A 14,211-nucleotide genomic window follows, 5' to 3' on the forward strand; every position below is an offset into this window, starting at 1 on the left:
CACAGCCACCTACCGGGCGGGCTGCAACGTAATCGGCAACTCAAAAACGGTAGGCTGCTCTGCTACAGAAGCTTGGAGGCCGTCGAGCAAACTGCTCAGGGCAAACGTTTTAGCGGCCGGTATGGCGTCGTTTTTCGTCGTCCACTGAGCGGCCCAGGCGGGTCGCTGGTTTTGCAGCTTGAGCACCAGCGGGCGCGAGGCGGGCGGCATTTTGGTCAGACGAATTTTAGCAAAATGCGTGAACCGGCTCTGCGGGCCGCTGCTACCTTTGGTTTGGGCGGTGGCGGCCGTTACACCAACCAGCTTGGCGTCGGTGTCCACGGTTTGCACCTGCAGGTTTTGCTGCAGGTAGGCTAGCTCGCGGTACTGACCGGGCAGGTTTTGCAGGTCGAGGCCCACTACAAACTCCACTGGCTGCTGGGCCGAAGCCTCGCTCACGGCCACCACGCGGTAGCTGTCGGCGGCGCGCTTGCTGGCACCAGCGTCGCCGTAGTACCAGCTGCCTTTGTTCTCAAACTTATCGAGCACCGAATAGGCCGGCCGTGGGTACACCACCCCGAAGTGCGCCTGCCGGGACGTTGCGTCGGTCAGCAGGGCCGCATCAAACTGCCGCACGGCGTCGGAAGGGCCGATAATCCAGTAGTAATACGGGATGTCGGTGTCGCAGCAGTTGGTTTTCTTGCCCGTTGCCACCAGCGCCGGGTAATAGGTGCCCCGGAAGTCGGAGGTGAAGCCATACACCGACACGGCCAGGTCGGGCTGCGCGCCGTTGCGCTGCAGGGCATCCGTAATGTCGGTTTTGATGTAGGGAATGGCCCCGGCGTTTTTAGGCGAGTAGATGAAGTCCGAAATCAGCACATTCACGGTGCCCGGCTGGTAGTAACGGGTCATGAGCGTATCGAGCACGGCGGGCAGTTCGGTGCTCTTGGCCGGCTGCCGGATGCCGGCGCGCACCGTACCCGACAGGGCCGCGTACGACTCGGGGTAGGGCTTGTCCTTGAGCAGGAAAAACGACTTCTGCTGCACAGCAGGTGTACGGTTCACCTCCGACAGAAATTGCGCCACCTGCTGCTGAAACCGGGTATTTCCCCCATCAGCAGTGGTTTTGGGCATAAATCCTTCCATCGAGCCCGATACTTCCAGCAGCACGTTCACGCGTTGCAGTGGCTGATTTGCGGCTGGCGCCGCGGCTACGGCAGCTTCGGCCTTCTGCTTGCTGCCGCCGGGCAGCACGTCGGTCATTTCAATAGCTGTGTCTTGCTCCTGCTTGATATCGGAGCGGGAGTAGCAGCCGGGCAACAGCAGCAGCGCCAGGCCCAATGCGGGCAGCAGGCGGGGCGGAAGGGAGGTGGGGTAGCGCATCGGGTTAAAGTAACGACTTTCTGGCGGGAGGGTTGGGGCCGTTGCAGAACGCTATGTAGGCAGCCTGTTTCTAACTGTAATCTATCTCCGTATTGTCGCCGATGTTGAGGCTGTGCTTGGTGCCTTTGAACAGGGCATCGGAGCCCACGATGCAGTCGTGCATGACAGCCGAACGCAGCTCGGAATACGACCCGATGATGGACTCGCTGATGATGACGTTCTGCACAATAGTCCGGTCGCCGATGGCCACGTTGGGGCCGATGATGGAGCCCGCAATCTGGCAGTCGCGCCCGATGCTGACGGGCGGGATGATGATGGTGTCGGGAAACTCGGGGTACTCGTGACGGCGCAGGAACTCGGGGCGGTTGAGCAGGCGGGCATTGGCCTCAAGCAAGGAGCTTTTACGGCCGCAGTCAAACCAGTTGTCTACCGGTACGGTCACCATTTCGGCCCCGTCCTCAATCATGAGCATGAGCGCGTCGGTGAGCTGAAACTCGCCGTGGGTGCGCCGGTCTTGCTCGACGATGCGCTCCAGGGCCGAAGCCAGCCAGTCGGCGTTGGCAATCTTGTAAAGCCCTACCAGTGCAAAATTCGACTTGGGAATGCGCGGCTTCTCGACCACCTTGGTAACCAGGCCGCGGGGCCCATTTTCCACAATGCCGAACAGGGCGGGCGTTTTTACCTCCTTCACGGCCAGCACATTGCCGGGCATGGCCAGCATTGCCCGCAGATCTACGTCCACAATCGTGTCGCCGAGCAGGATGAGTACGCCGTCGGGCTCGTGGCGGAACTGCTCGCGGGCCAGCCACAGGGCGTGGGCAATGCCCTCGCGGGGTTCCTGCACGGTAAAGGTGACGTTCAGGTCGGGGTATTGGCGGCGCACGTAGTTTTCCACCTTCTCGCCGAGGTAGCCGATAATAAAGACGAACTCCTGCACCCCGGCCTCTACCAAACGGTCGATGATATGGCCCAGAATGGTGTTGCCGGCCACTGGCACGAGCGTTTTGGGCTGGGTGTGCGTGTGGGGGCGTAAGCGGGAGCCGATGCCGGCTACGGGAATGACTACTTTCATAAACAGAATCGGGAAGCGCCGAAGCGCAAAATACACAATAGCCGTCGAGCGGCCCCCAGCACAACCGCCGGGCGGCGAATTCGTACTTTGCAGCGCGGCCAATCTTGGCGGGCGGCTTCTTAAGTATGGGTCCTGCGGGGCCGGTTCTCCTCTCTCCCTCTCTTCCATTTTCCCAAACCTCTCTCCCATGAAACGTTTTCTGCTCTATTTTGCCGGCATCGTGCTGATGCTTTCCCAGTCGTCGTGCGGCTACAACTCGATGGTAACCAAGGACCAGGCTGTGAAGGGCCAGTGGGCCAACGTGCAAAGCTCCTACCAGCGCCGCTCCGACCTGATTCCGAACTTAGTAAACACGGTGAAAGGCGCCGCAAACTTCGAGAAATCGACGCTGACGGAAGTAATTGAAGCCCGGGCCAAGGCTACCAGCGTGCAGCTGAACGCCGACCAGCTGACGCCTGAGAACCTGCAGAAATTTCAGGCCGCCCAGAGCCAGGTAGGTGCCGGCCTCGGCCGCCTGCTGGCCGTATCGGAAAACTACCCCGAGCTGAAGGCCAACGCCAACTTCCAGGAGTTGCAGGCCCAGATTGAGGGCACCGAAAACCGCATCAACGTGGAGCGCAACAAGTTCAACGGCCTGGTAAACGACTACAACGCCTACGTGAAGAGCTTCCCCAACAACCTGTTTGCCGGCATGTTCGGGTTTGCCGAGAAGCCGTACTTTGAGGCCGATGCCGCCTCGCAGAAAGCCCCAACGGTCCAGTTTTAATTCAGTTGTCAGTTGCTAGTTGTCAGTTGTCAGTCGTTAACTGCCGATTGTCAAAAACGACCTGACAACTGACCACTAGCAACTGACAACCAAAATGACCAATCCTCTCACTCCCGAACAGGAAGCGGCGCTGGTAGAAGCCATCCGGCAGGCCGAGTTGCGCACCTCGGGCGAAATCCGGGTGCATCTGGAAGACTCCTGCCCCTCGCCCGACCCGCTCGACCGCGCCGCCCAGGTGTTTGCCGAGTTGGGCATGCACCACACAGCCCAGCGCAACGGTGTGCTGTTTTACCTGGCCTGGCAGAGCCGGCAGTTTGCCGTCATCGGCGACGCAGGCATCAACTCGGCCGTACCCGACGACTTCTGGGAAGCAGCCAAGGAAAATGTGCTCAAGCATTTCCGTACCGAGAAATACGTGCTGGGCCTGGAAGCCGGCATCCGGATGGCAGGCGAGCAGCTGCAGCGCTACTTCCCCTACAATGCCGCCACCGACCATAACGAGTTGGACGACTCCATTTCGTTCGGCGACCCGACCTCCAAGCGCCCATGAAGCATCTGTTAGTGAATTTGAGGCGGCCGGCCGGCTGGCTGTTGGCCTTCGGGCTGGTGTTGCTGGCGCTGGTGGCCACGGCCCAAGATGTTCCGCCGCGCCCTAGCCCGCCCCGCCTCGTAAACGACCTGGCCGGGATGCTACGGCCCGATGAGGTAGCTAGCCTAGAGCAGAAACTGGTGGCCTACAACGACTCCACTTCGTCGCAGATTGCGGTGGTAACGGTTCCCAGCTTGGGCGACTACGATATTTTCGATTACGCCCAGAAGCTTTACCAGGCTTGGGGAATCGGCCAGAAAAGCAACAACAACGGCGTGTTGCTACTGGTAGCCAAGCAGGAGCGCAAGGCCCGCATCCATACTGGCTACGGCCTCGAAGGGGCCATTCCGGATGCTATTGCCAAGCGCATCATTTCCAACACCATCGTTCCGGCCTTCAAGCAGGAGCGCTACTACAACGGCCTCGACCGGGCCACCGACCAGCTGATTTCGCTGGCCCAGGGCGAATATAAGGCCGACCAGACCACCCGACAGCGTACCTCCTCCGACGACGACAGCGGCTCGGGTATCTTGTTCTGGCTTATCATCGGGGTGCTTATTCTATTCATCCTGTTCCGTAACCGCGGCGGCGGGGGCGGCGGGCGGCGCAACCGGGGCTTTGGCGGCTCCATGATTCCGCCCCTCATCTTCGGCGACTTCAGCGGCGGCCGCGGCACCTTTGGTGGAGGCTTCGGGGGCGGAGGCGGTGGTTTCGGCGGCGGGGGCTTCGGCGGTTTCGGCGGAGGCAGCAGCGGCGGGGGCGGCGCCTCCGGTAGCTGGTAGCAAAGTATTCCAAACCAGAGAAGCGAAAGAGTGAAAGCCGTTGAACTTGGGCACTTGGCCCGTTCAACGGCTTTCACTCTTTCGCTTTTTTAGTTAATGGCCTGCCTGTAAACCGGCATTTCATAGAACGGGCGCAACAGTTCGATTACGTCGAGTGCGTCGGCCAGTGCCTGGTGGGCCACGGTATCGTCGGCAAAGCCCGCACGGGCCTTGCAGGTTTGCATGGTGGGCAGACGGGTGTCTTTGCGCCAGTTGAGGTAGAAAGCGGCCGGGTCGAGCATGGCGGGCTCGGCCCGTACCAGCGTGCCGTAGCCGGGCAGCTCGCGCAGAAAGCTCAAGTCGAAAGAGGCAATATTCTTGCCGGCCATAGTTACCGCCACGCAGTCGTTTTTATCGGTTTTGAAGCCCTGAGCCAGCAGAAACTCCCGTAGCTGAGGCAGCAGCTCGGCCGGTTCGCACAGCTCGGGGTTGGGTTCCTTCCGGGCCAGCTCGCGCAGCAGGCCGGCGTTGAGGGCCAGGGCGCCGGCCGTACCCACGTATTCGGGGTGGCGCACCACCCGCCTGAAATACGGAAGCTCGGCCAGCGGCCGCAGGTTTTTGGTATCTTCCACCACGGCGGCCAGCTCTAGTATCTGGTGGCGAACGGGCCGGCCGCCGGTGGTTTCAAGGTCGAGCGAAATGTAGTGCATAGTGCCGAATTGTACGAGCGGAGAGCGGACGTGTTTACACTGGCTATTGGTTTCGCCTGCTTCACTATTCTTGCTTTAGCCATCACTCAACCAAGAGTCGTAATCAGCCTCATTCAACACCTGTATTATGACAGACTCGGGAGTCTGCTTACATTCGGTATTCCTAACGCCCTTATATTAGCAATAAGGACTGTCCAATATCCATTTCTGACCTGTTCGAACGGACTTTATACCTGTCCGCTACTCTATGCATACTCCTTCGCTATTGACCGCGCTATCGATAGGCCTGCTGCTTGGCTTTGGGCCCGGTTACTCCGCCCAGGGCCAGACCCAGCCCGACTCTACGGCCTTTGCCGCCTTGCCGCCGCTTGCTGCACGGCAGGCATACGCAGAGGCGGCGGCGCTGTCAACCAAGCTTTTCAATGGCCCAGAGTACGTAAATTACGCTTTGCAGTATGCCGGGCGTAAGGGTAACCAGTTTTTTGAGAGTGCTGATGCGCGGCCGGGGAGCGTGCATTATAGCGAGCATTTGTTCGAGAATGTCCCGCTGCGTTACGATTTGCTGCTCGACCAAGTGGTAGTGAGTGCGCCGGAAAATCCGCTGCTGCTGTTGCGGCTGGTTGATGAGAAGCTCCCCCAATTTACCATTGGCAGCCACCAATTCGTGCGGCTGCTCGCCGACAGCACGGGCGGCGCGGGGATGGCTACCGGCTACTACGAGGTGCTAAGTGAAGGCGGAGTACAACTTCTGGCCCGCCGAACCAAACGCGAGCGAAAGGAGCTCAACGACCGTTCAGTTGTCGTCGAGTTTTTATCGGCCGACCGGCTATTTGCCCGCAAAGGCAACACCTACTACGCCCTCGGGTCCAAGTCCGCAGCATTGCGACTCTTTACCGACCGCGCAACGGAGGTGCAAGCTTACTTAAGGCAGAATAGAATCAAACTAAGCAAGGCTAATTTTGAAGCTTCGCTGATTCAGGTGGCCAATTATTACAACCAACTGCCCCCGCGCTAAAGGCGCCCTTATCCTTTCACATCGTTTTTGTTACTAGCTATTTATGAAGCACGCTTACTCATTTTTATTGCTATTCCTTTCACTGATGGGAGCCGGCCGGTCAGGTTACGGCCAGCAAGTTTCCGGCGAGAAAACAGTTACCGGCGACTTTGAGCGGGTGCCGTTCAGCCAGTTCGTGCGCGAGGTAGAAACCCAAACCGAAGCGCGCTTTTACTACGATGCCGCCGCGCCACCTGACAGCTTCCGGGTGAGTGTGCGGGCTCGCGAACTGACGCTGCCAGCGCTGCTGGAGCGAGTATTCGCCGGCACGCCCTACCGCTTTGCCGTCGCCTCCGACCGACGCGTGTTCATAACCCAGGCCGCGGGGATTTCTGCCCAGCTGCCAAGCGGCTTTTTCCGGCCCGCAGGCTCACCCATTGAAGGGCCGGTGGCTGCTGCTCCCGAAGACCCCGCGCCCACGGTGGCTCCTGGCCGCTCGCGCTACGTGAGTGCGGCCGAGTACAAAGTGTATGAAATTGGCACAAGTGGCGGTAGTGGCCTGGCTACGCTGGCGGGCCACATCCGCGACGTTAAGACAGGGGAGCCGATAATTGGGGCCACCATCTACTCCGAAAAACCCAGCGTGGGCACCAACACCGACCAGTTCGGCTTCTACTCGCTCACGCTGCCCCCCGGCCGATACACGTTGCAGATCCGGAGCGTGGGCAGCAAAAACACCCGTCGTCAGGTAATTCTGCGCGGCAGCGGCCGGCTGGAAGTTGAAGTGGAGGAAGACATTACCACACTGAAGGAGGTGGTAATTGAGGGCGAGAAGGACAGGAACGTGTCCAGCGTGCAAATGGGGCTCGAAAAGCTCGACATCAAAACCATGCGGCAGGTACCTACGGCCTTCGGCGAGGTGGATATTCTGCGGGTCGTGCTCACGCTACCGGGCGTGAAGTCGGTGGGCGAGGGCAGCACTGGCCTGAACGTGCGCGGCGGCAACACGGATCAGAACCTGATTCTGTTCAACGACATGACCATTTACAACCCCTCGCACCTGTTCGGCTTCTTCTCGGCTTTTAACCCCGACATGCTGCAAGGCGTGGAGCTGTACAAGAGCGGCATTCCGGCCAAGTACGGCGGACGGCTGGCTTCGGTGCTCGATATCAGTACCCGGGAGGGCAACAAGAAAAAGTTCGGCGGGGCCGGTGGCATCGGGCCGCTCACCAGTCGCCTAACGCTGGAAGGGCCAATCATCAAGGATAAAAGCTCGTTTCTGGTGGGCGGCCGCGCTAGTTATTCCGATTGGCTGCTGCGCCAGCTGTCCAACCAGAGCTTCCGCCGCAGTTCAGCGGGCTTCTACGACCTAAGTGCCCACGTAACGCACGAGTTCAATGACCGCAACGCCCTATACGCCACTGGTTACTACAGCTCCGACCAGTTCCGGCTGGCTTCCGACACCACCTACCGCTACCGCAACCAAGCAGCCAGCTTGAAGTGGCGGCATAACTTCAGCAACAAGCTCTACGGCGTACTCACTGGCGCTTTCAGCCGCTACGATTACGATATCACGAGCGAAGACAACGAAACGAATGCTTCGCGACTGGAGTACGCCGTCAACCAAACTAGCTTGCGGGCCGATTTCAGCTACTTTCCTAACCCCAAGCATTCGATTGATTTTGGCGCTAGCTCGCTGCTCTACCATGTGCGGCCGGGCAGCCTGAACCCTCTGGGAGGGGCGTCGCTCATTACGCCCAACGTTCTCGACCGCGAGCAGGCGCTGGAAAGTGCCTTATACGCGTCGGACAAAATCGAACTGACCCAGCGGCTGTCGGTGTCGGTGGGTCTGCGCTACTCGCTCTATAACGCGCTGGGACCGCGCGACTATTACCGCTATGCCCTTGGCCAAGTGCGCTCCGAAAATACTATTATCGACACTGTGCGCACAGGGGCGGGTAATGTGTTGGCCACCTATCACGGCCCTGAGTACCGTGCCACGGCCCGCTATTCACTCTCCGATAATTCTTCTGTCAAGCTCAGCTACAACCGTACTCGACAGTACATCAGCCAGCTCACTAATACGGCTTCTGTGTCGCCGGCTGATACATGGAAGCTGAGCGACGCCAACATCCGGCCGCAAGTGGGCGACCAAGTGTCGGTGGGCTACTACCGGAACTTCAAGTCCAATACCATCGAAACATCGGTGGAAACCTACTACAAGTCGTTACGTGACTTCGTGGACTACAAGGGCGGGGCGGTGCTATTGCTCAATCGGAAAATTGAAGCCGATATTATTAATGCCGAGGGAAAAGCCTATGGGGTAGAAATAATGGTAAAGAAGCTTACCGGAAAGCTTAACGGTTGGGTAAGCTACACGTACGCCCGGGCGCTGGTGCGGGCCAACGAGGGCACGCCGTCGGACCAGATTAACGGCGGCCGTTACTACCCCAGCAACTTCGATAAGCCCCACGACGTGACACTGATTGGCAATTATCGCTTCAGCCGCCGCTTCAGTACCTCGGTCAACTTCAACTACAGCACCGGTCGGCCAATCACGCTGCCCATCGCCAAATACTACGCCGGCAACTCGGTGCGCGTGCTTTACTCCGATCGTAACGCTTACCGGGTGCCCGACTACCTGCGGGCCGACTTATCACTCAATATCGAGGGCAACCACAAGGTGCAGAAGCTGGCTCACAGCTCCTTTACCGTAGGCGTGTACAACCTCACGGGCCGCCAGAACCCATATTCTATCTATTTCAAAGCGGAAAACGGGCAAATTAGAGGATACAAGCTCTCTATTTTCGGCCGCCCCATTCCTACAGCTACCTATAATTTCAAGTTCTAGATGAAGTACCTATATACTCTTCGCCAGCACCCGCTCGTCCTACTGCTGTGGACCGGTCTGATGCTGGCAGGCTGCGTGGAGCCCTATGCGCCGGCCGTTATCAATGCCCCACCTCGCTTCTTGGTGGTCGATGGCTTCGTCAACGCCGACGGGCCCACGCGCATCCTTCTTTCGCGCACGACCGCCCTCAGCAGCAAGGATGCGCCACCCGCCGAGCGCAAGGCCCGCCTCGTGGTCGAGGATGAGGCTGGGGCTGTGGCCTTCAGCCTGAGCGAAACAGCACCCGGCCTGTACGAGGCCCCCGGCCTGCGCCTGAGCGAGGGCCGCCAGTACCGCTTGCGCATCACCACAGCCAAGGGCGAGCAGTATGCCTCGGCTTATGAGGTGGCCAAGTTCACGCCGCCCATCGAGTCCATCAACTGGCGGGCTCAGGATACGGGCGTCAACTTTTATCTGAACACCAACGACCCCAAGGGCCAGAGCCAGTACTACCGCTGGGAATACGACGAAACCTGGGAAATCCGCTCCCCCTACCAGCCCACCGTTGAGTACTCTGATAGGGCCATCCGCCCCATTCGCTCGCCCTATCCGTTTCCGCTCGTGTGCTGGACCAGTAACCAATCAACCAGAATTATTCTGAGCAAAACCACCGCCCTGACCGAGGACCGGGTCAAGGACTTCCGCATCCGGCTGCTGCCGTCCAATTCGGCCCTGCTGAACAGGCGCTACAGCTTGCTGGTGCGCCAGCAAACACTTACGGCCAACGAATACGCTTACTGGGAATTGCTGGCCAAAAATACCGAGCAGATTGGCTCGCTCTTCGACCCGCAGCCCAGCCAGCTCACGGGCAATGTGCGCCGCCTCGACGGTGAGCAGGCTGGCGAACTGGCCCTGGGCTACGTGGGCGTGCACTCGGTGACGGAGCGGCGCATCTTTGTCAGCCGTACCGAATTGCCGGCTGACGTGGTACCGCTGACTGGCTACGAAGACTGCCTACCCCCCGACATCTTTGACCCTTTTGAAATAGAAGTTTCACCCGCACCCTCCTCTCCCGGTCCCGGCGCTTCGGGGCCTACTCCACGAGCTACAAGAGAGGAGGCCAGAGCCAAACTGCATACCGTTTTCGCCGACCAATCGTATCTGCCCATCGATCAACTAACAGGATCGGATATTCCTACCGTCACGGCTAAGTCACGCGACTGTATCGATTGCCGCACTCGTGGTACTGCCGTGAAGCCCTTGTTTTGGTAATAGTCCTCTTGTTTTTTATGCTTGATTCTATTCAATTTTTACGCGGGGTACGATTGAGTCTGCTGCTGGCGGGCCTGGTCTGGCTGGTTGCTGTTCCAGCTTGGGCCCAACTCGACTCATTAGGTGGCCTTACTGGCCAACTCAGCCGCTACATCCAGCGTAACCCGCGCGAGCAGCTCTTCCTGCACCTCGACCGCCCGCTGTACCTGAGTGGTGAAACCATGTGGTTCAAAGTCTATGCAGTGGGCGGGGCTGATACCAAGCCCTTGGCAATGAGCAGCGTGGCCTACGTGGAAGTACTTGATGCCGTCCAGAAGCCGGTGTTGCAAGGCAAAATAGCACTCCAGCAGGCTACCGGCCGCGGCACGTTTGCCCTGCCGGCCGGCCTGGCGTCGGGCCGCTATACCGTACGGGCCTACACCCGCTGGATGCAGAATTTTGCGCCCGAAGAATACTTTAGTACGACTGTTACGATACTTAATACCTTCACCGCCTCTGGCGCCGCACCGGCTCCCGATTCGGCTGTCCTTGAAGCGCAGTTTTTCCCCGAAGGCGGCCACTTGGTGCGGGGGATACGTAGCAAGGTGGGATTTAAGGTTATGGATAAACGCGGGCGCGCCGTGGCGGCTACCGGCACTGTGCTCGATGCACAGGGTAAAGCAGTAGCCACTTTCAGCACCCTTCGTAACGGGATGGGCAGTTTCCTGCTGACGCCCGCCGCAACTGGCCCAGCTACTTACACAGCCATTATTCAGCCCGCTGCCACAGCGGCCGGGGCTCGGCCGCTGGTAACTAGCCGGCCGTTGCCAACTGTACAAAATTATGGCTACGTGCTGAGCATTACTCCGGCTACGACCAACCAGATAACCCTGACTGTACAAAGCACCGAGGGCCAGCCTAACCGGTTACTACTGCTCGTGCATGCCCGGCAACAACCTGTCCTCACCCGACGCTTGGAACTGCGCGATGGGCGCGCCCAAATGACTATTGATGCCGCTCAACTGCCGGGTGGGGTTTCTCATTTCACCCTATTTAACGAAACTTACCGTCCACTTTGTGAGCGGCTCTATTTCCGGGTGCCACCAATGGGACTAAAGGTAGTTTTCCAAACCAACAGACTACAGTACGTACCTCGCGAGAAAGTACAACTGCAGATTACCGCCACTGTGCCCACTCGGCCGGCTAGCATGTCGGTGTCGGTATACCGGCTCGATTCCCTAAATAGCACCTCGGCCCCGAGCATCGATCAATACCTGCACCTGACCGCCGAACTGCGAGGTGTAGTGCAGAACCCGGGTTACTACTTTTCGTCTGCCACCGACCCCACGGTAGCCGAAGCCACTGATGCGCTGCTGCTGACTCAGGGTTGGAGCCGGTTTAAGTGGGACGAAGTGCTAAGTCTTACCCCGCCCCGCCCCGCCTTCGCTCCTGAGCTCTATGGCCCCCAGGTATTGGCCCGAGTTACGGCCGCTGGCACCGACGCCCCGCGCGCAGGCCTGCTCACCTACTTTTCGGTACCGGGCCGCTTATTCCAGTTTGATAATGACCGGAGCGATGAGCAGGGCCTAGTACGCTTCGAGCCGGGTAATTTCTACGGCCCCCATACGGTGATGCTGCAAACTGATCCGCGCCAGGACAGTACCTGCCGCCTCACTTTACTCGACTCATTTTCCGATCGTTTTGCTCGCATTGAGGCGGCACCATTCAGCCTGCATCCGCGCTTCCGCAATGATTACGCCCGCCGCCATTTGCAAAGCCAGGTGCAGACGATGTTTGCGGGGAACAAGTATGATCGGTACGTGGCCAGCGCCGCCACCGATAGCTTGCCGTTCTATGGCCGGGCCAGCGAATTGTATATGCTCGATAACTATACCCGTTTCAAGGTGATGGAAGAAGTAATGCGCGAATATGTACAGGGCGTGCAGGTCCGCATCCGGGACGGCAAGTTCAACCTGCAAACGCTTGATTTACCCAACCGCAGCGTTTTCCAAGACAACCCGATGGTGTTGCTCGACGGGGTGCCCATCTTCAACATGAACAAAGTGATGGCGCTGAATCCCATCAAAATCCGGCAGCTGGATGCCATTACCAGCCGTTATATACACGGCACGGCCGTTTACAGCGGTCTTGTAAGCTTGCGCACCTACAAAGGCAACCTCGAGGGTTTTCAGCTCGACCCGCGGGTGCTGATTCAGGAGTATGAGGGCTTGCAGGAGCAGCGGGAGTTTTATGCCCCACGCTACGATACGCCCGAGCAGCAACGCAGCCGCCGCCCCGATATGCGCGAGCTGCTGTACTGGAACCCGGCCGTAACTGTAGCTGGCCCTGGCGGCGCCCCGCAACCGCTGGAGTTTTTTACCGGCGACCAACCCGGGCGCTACCTCATTGAGGTGCAGGGCCTTGATGCCACCGGCAGGGCCGGCAGCAGCCGCAGCACCTTCGAAGTGCAGCCAGCACTATAGGCCACGCTTTATCAAACAAAACGCGGCCCGCGCAACTCCCTTGGGAGCTACGCGGGCCGCGTTTTGAGCTTTTAGCTTTGTAGAAGCTTACGCCGAGTGCTTGCTCTGGAGCTTCTGGAGCTTGTCGTAGGCCTGCTGCGACTTTTCGTACTGGCGCTCCACTTCTTGGCGCAACTGGCCGGTGAGGCTCTGGCTGTCGAGGGCATCTTTATAGGCTTTGATAGCCCACTCCTCGCCGTACACGTTGGAAGCCAGAATGGCCTTTTCATCAAAGCCGGTAACAGTAGCTTTGGCATCCATCCAGCGGCGGTAGAGCTTGCCTTTGAGCGTAGTGCCGGTTTCGCGGCCGCCACCCAGCTGGCGCAGGTGCTGGTTGAGCTGGTTGGCAAACTGCTGGCTCTGGCTTACCAGCTGCTTGTAGTAGCCGGTCAGCTCCGCGTCCTTGCTTTCATCAACAGCCCGCTTGTAGCCGGCAATCCGGTCGTTTACGAACAGCAGCAGCTCCTGCAGCGAATCCGTTTCGCTGTCGGATACTGCCGTTTTCTTGCTCTGGCTTTTCGTAACAAAGTAGCTTACCCCCAAGGCCAGCAGAGCGCCGCCTACGAGCTTGCCAATCATTCCGGATGACGTGGTGTTGGTCTTTTGGTTGTTGTTAGAGTCGGTTTGAGTAGATTTCATAAGGAAGTGCGGTTAGGTTCATCCGGCTTACGCCAAACCCCGGCACTTGGTTAGCCCAAAACCCATGGGCGGCCTAGTGGTCGTGCCGCACGCCGGCTTCCACGGCCACCGGCAGGCGGTTTTCGGCTGGTGGAATGGGGCAGTCGTAGCCCTGGGCATACGCGCAGGAGGGGTTATACGCCTTGTTGAAATCGAGCACCGTTTGCCCACCCCGAATCTGGCCCCGGCGGAAATCGAGGTAGCGGCCGCCACCGTAGGAGCCGTGGCCGTTGGTGCGGTCGGTGAAGGGAACGAACAGGTAGTCGCGGTAGGCGGGGTTGGCCAGCAAGTCGAGGCTCTGATACATAACCAGGCGCTGGGGCTGGCCATCCAACTCGAAATGCAACTCGCCATACTTACGGTACAGCGGCCGCTTGGCCGTGCTGGTGGGCATAGCGAAAACCGGCCCCAGCGAGTCGGCCACGAACCGGGCCGGTACGCAGGCGGCGTACTTGAGCGGATAGAAGGGCAGCCCCGCAAACGTCTGGCGCGCTTCGGCCGACAGCGGGCTACGGGCCGGATCGGTAAACTCGGCGTTCAACTCGTGCTGGAAATTGGCAACCTGCCGAGTGTGCTCGGCGGGGGCGGGTATTTGGCCGGTGGCAGGCTGGCTAAAGAGTGAACCTACTGCGCAGAGCAAGCCTGCTAGTGTACGAAACGCTATCATGGATAATTT

At 59.2% G+C, this 14,211-nt stretch carries 12 protein-coding genes; 7 read left to right on the forward strand and 5 right to left on the reverse strand.

The features are described 5' to 3' along the window. Window positions 1-9 precede the first annotated feature (9 nt). Both J7E24_RS01265 and J7E24_RS01270 read right to left on the reverse strand, forming a co-directional pair. Complete coding sequence (locus tag J7E24_RS01265; protein ID WP_215134312.1) at window positions 10-1,362, reverse strand: hypothetical protein; 1,353 nt, start codon at window positions 1,360-1,362, stop codon at window positions 10-12. Between the two features lie 70 nt (window positions 1,363-1,432). After that, entirely contained in the window at window positions 1,433-2,434 is a 1,002-nt protein-coding gene (locus tag J7E24_RS01270) for a sugar phosphate nucleotidyltransferase (protein WP_215134314.1), read from the reverse strand. Between the two features lie 187 nt (window positions 2,435-2,621). Between J7E24_RS01270 and J7E24_RS01275 the strand changes: the two genes are divergently transcribed. The 3 genes from J7E24_RS01275 (at window position 2,622) to J7E24_RS01285 (ending at window position 4,571) form a co-directional block, all read left to right on the forward strand. Continuing rightward, entirely contained in the window at window positions 2,622-3,200 is a 579-nt protein-coding gene (locus J7E24_RS01275; protein WP_215134317.1) for a LemA family protein, read from the forward strand. A gap of 94 nt (window positions 3,201-3,294) precedes the next feature. Next, window positions 3,295-3,750: a TPM domain-containing protein gene (locus J7E24_RS01280; RefSeq protein WP_215134319.1), complete on the forward strand. Its 456-nt coding sequence runs from the start codon at window positions 3,295-3,297 to the stop codon at window positions 3,748-3,750. Next, window positions 3,747-4,571 (forward strand): TPM domain-containing protein, encoded by an 825-nt coding sequence (locus tag J7E24_RS01285; RefSeq protein WP_215134321.1) that lies wholly within the window; start codon window positions 3,747-3,749, stop codon window positions 4,569-4,571. Before J7E24_RS01280 ends, J7E24_RS01285 begins: the two co-directional genes overlap by 4 nt. Window positions 4,572-4,660: 89 nt before the next feature. Here J7E24_RS01285 and J7E24_RS01290 read toward each other — a convergent pair whose 3' ends face one another. Next, a complete protein-coding gene (locus J7E24_RS01290; RefSeq protein ID WP_215134323.1) occupies window positions 4,661-5,260 on the reverse strand; it encodes a 3'-5' exonuclease in 600 nt (199 codons plus the stop codon). 358 nt (window positions 5,261-5,618) lie between these two features. On the opposite strand from J7E24_RS01290, the gene J7E24_RS01295 reads away from it, so the two are divergent. Genes J7E24_RS01295 through J7E24_RS01310 form a run of 4 tightly spaced genes read left to right on the forward strand, consistent with a single transcriptional unit; the run spans window position 5,619 to window position 12,818 of the window. Beyond that, complete coding sequence (locus J7E24_RS01295) at window positions 5,619-6,275, forward strand: hypothetical protein (RefSeq protein WP_215134325.1); 657 nt, start codon at window positions 5,619-5,621, stop codon at window positions 6,273-6,275. 43 nt (window positions 6,276-6,318) lie between these two features. After that, window positions 6,319-9,105, forward strand: a complete 2,787-nt coding sequence (locus J7E24_RS01300) for a TonB-dependent receptor (RefSeq protein WP_215134327.1) — start codon at window positions 6,319-6,321, stop codon at window positions 9,103-9,105. Continuing rightward, complete coding sequence (locus J7E24_RS01305) at window positions 9,106-10,356, forward strand: DUF4249 domain-containing protein (RefSeq protein WP_251046958.1); 1,251 nt, start codon at window positions 9,106-9,108, stop codon at window positions 10,354-10,356. Between the two features lie 17 nt (window positions 10,357-10,373). Next, window positions 10,374-12,818, forward strand: a complete 2,445-nt coding sequence (locus J7E24_RS01310; protein ID WP_215134329.1) for a hypothetical protein — start codon at window positions 10,374-10,376, stop codon at window positions 12,816-12,818. An 87-nt stretch (window positions 12,819-12,905) separates the two neighbouring features. On the opposite strand, the gene J7E24_RS01315 is transcribed toward J7E24_RS01310, so the two are convergent. Continuing rightward, entirely contained in the window at window positions 12,906-13,496 is a 591-nt protein-coding gene (locus J7E24_RS01315; protein ID WP_215134331.1) for a ferritin-like domain-containing protein, read from the reverse strand. Between the two features lie 73 nt (window positions 13,497-13,569). Beyond that, window positions 13,570-14,202 (reverse strand): DUF1684 domain-containing protein, encoded by a 633-nt coding sequence (locus J7E24_RS01320; RefSeq protein WP_215134333.1) that lies wholly within the window; start codon window positions 14,200-14,202, stop codon window positions 13,570-13,572. Window positions 14,203-14,211 lie beyond the last annotated feature (9 nt).

This window comes from Hymenobacter sp. ISL-91 (assembly GCF_018613725.1).
In the GTDB taxonomy this organism is placed as follows: domain Bacteria; phylum Bacteroidota; class Bacteroidia; order Cytophagales; family Hymenobacteraceae; genus Hymenobacter.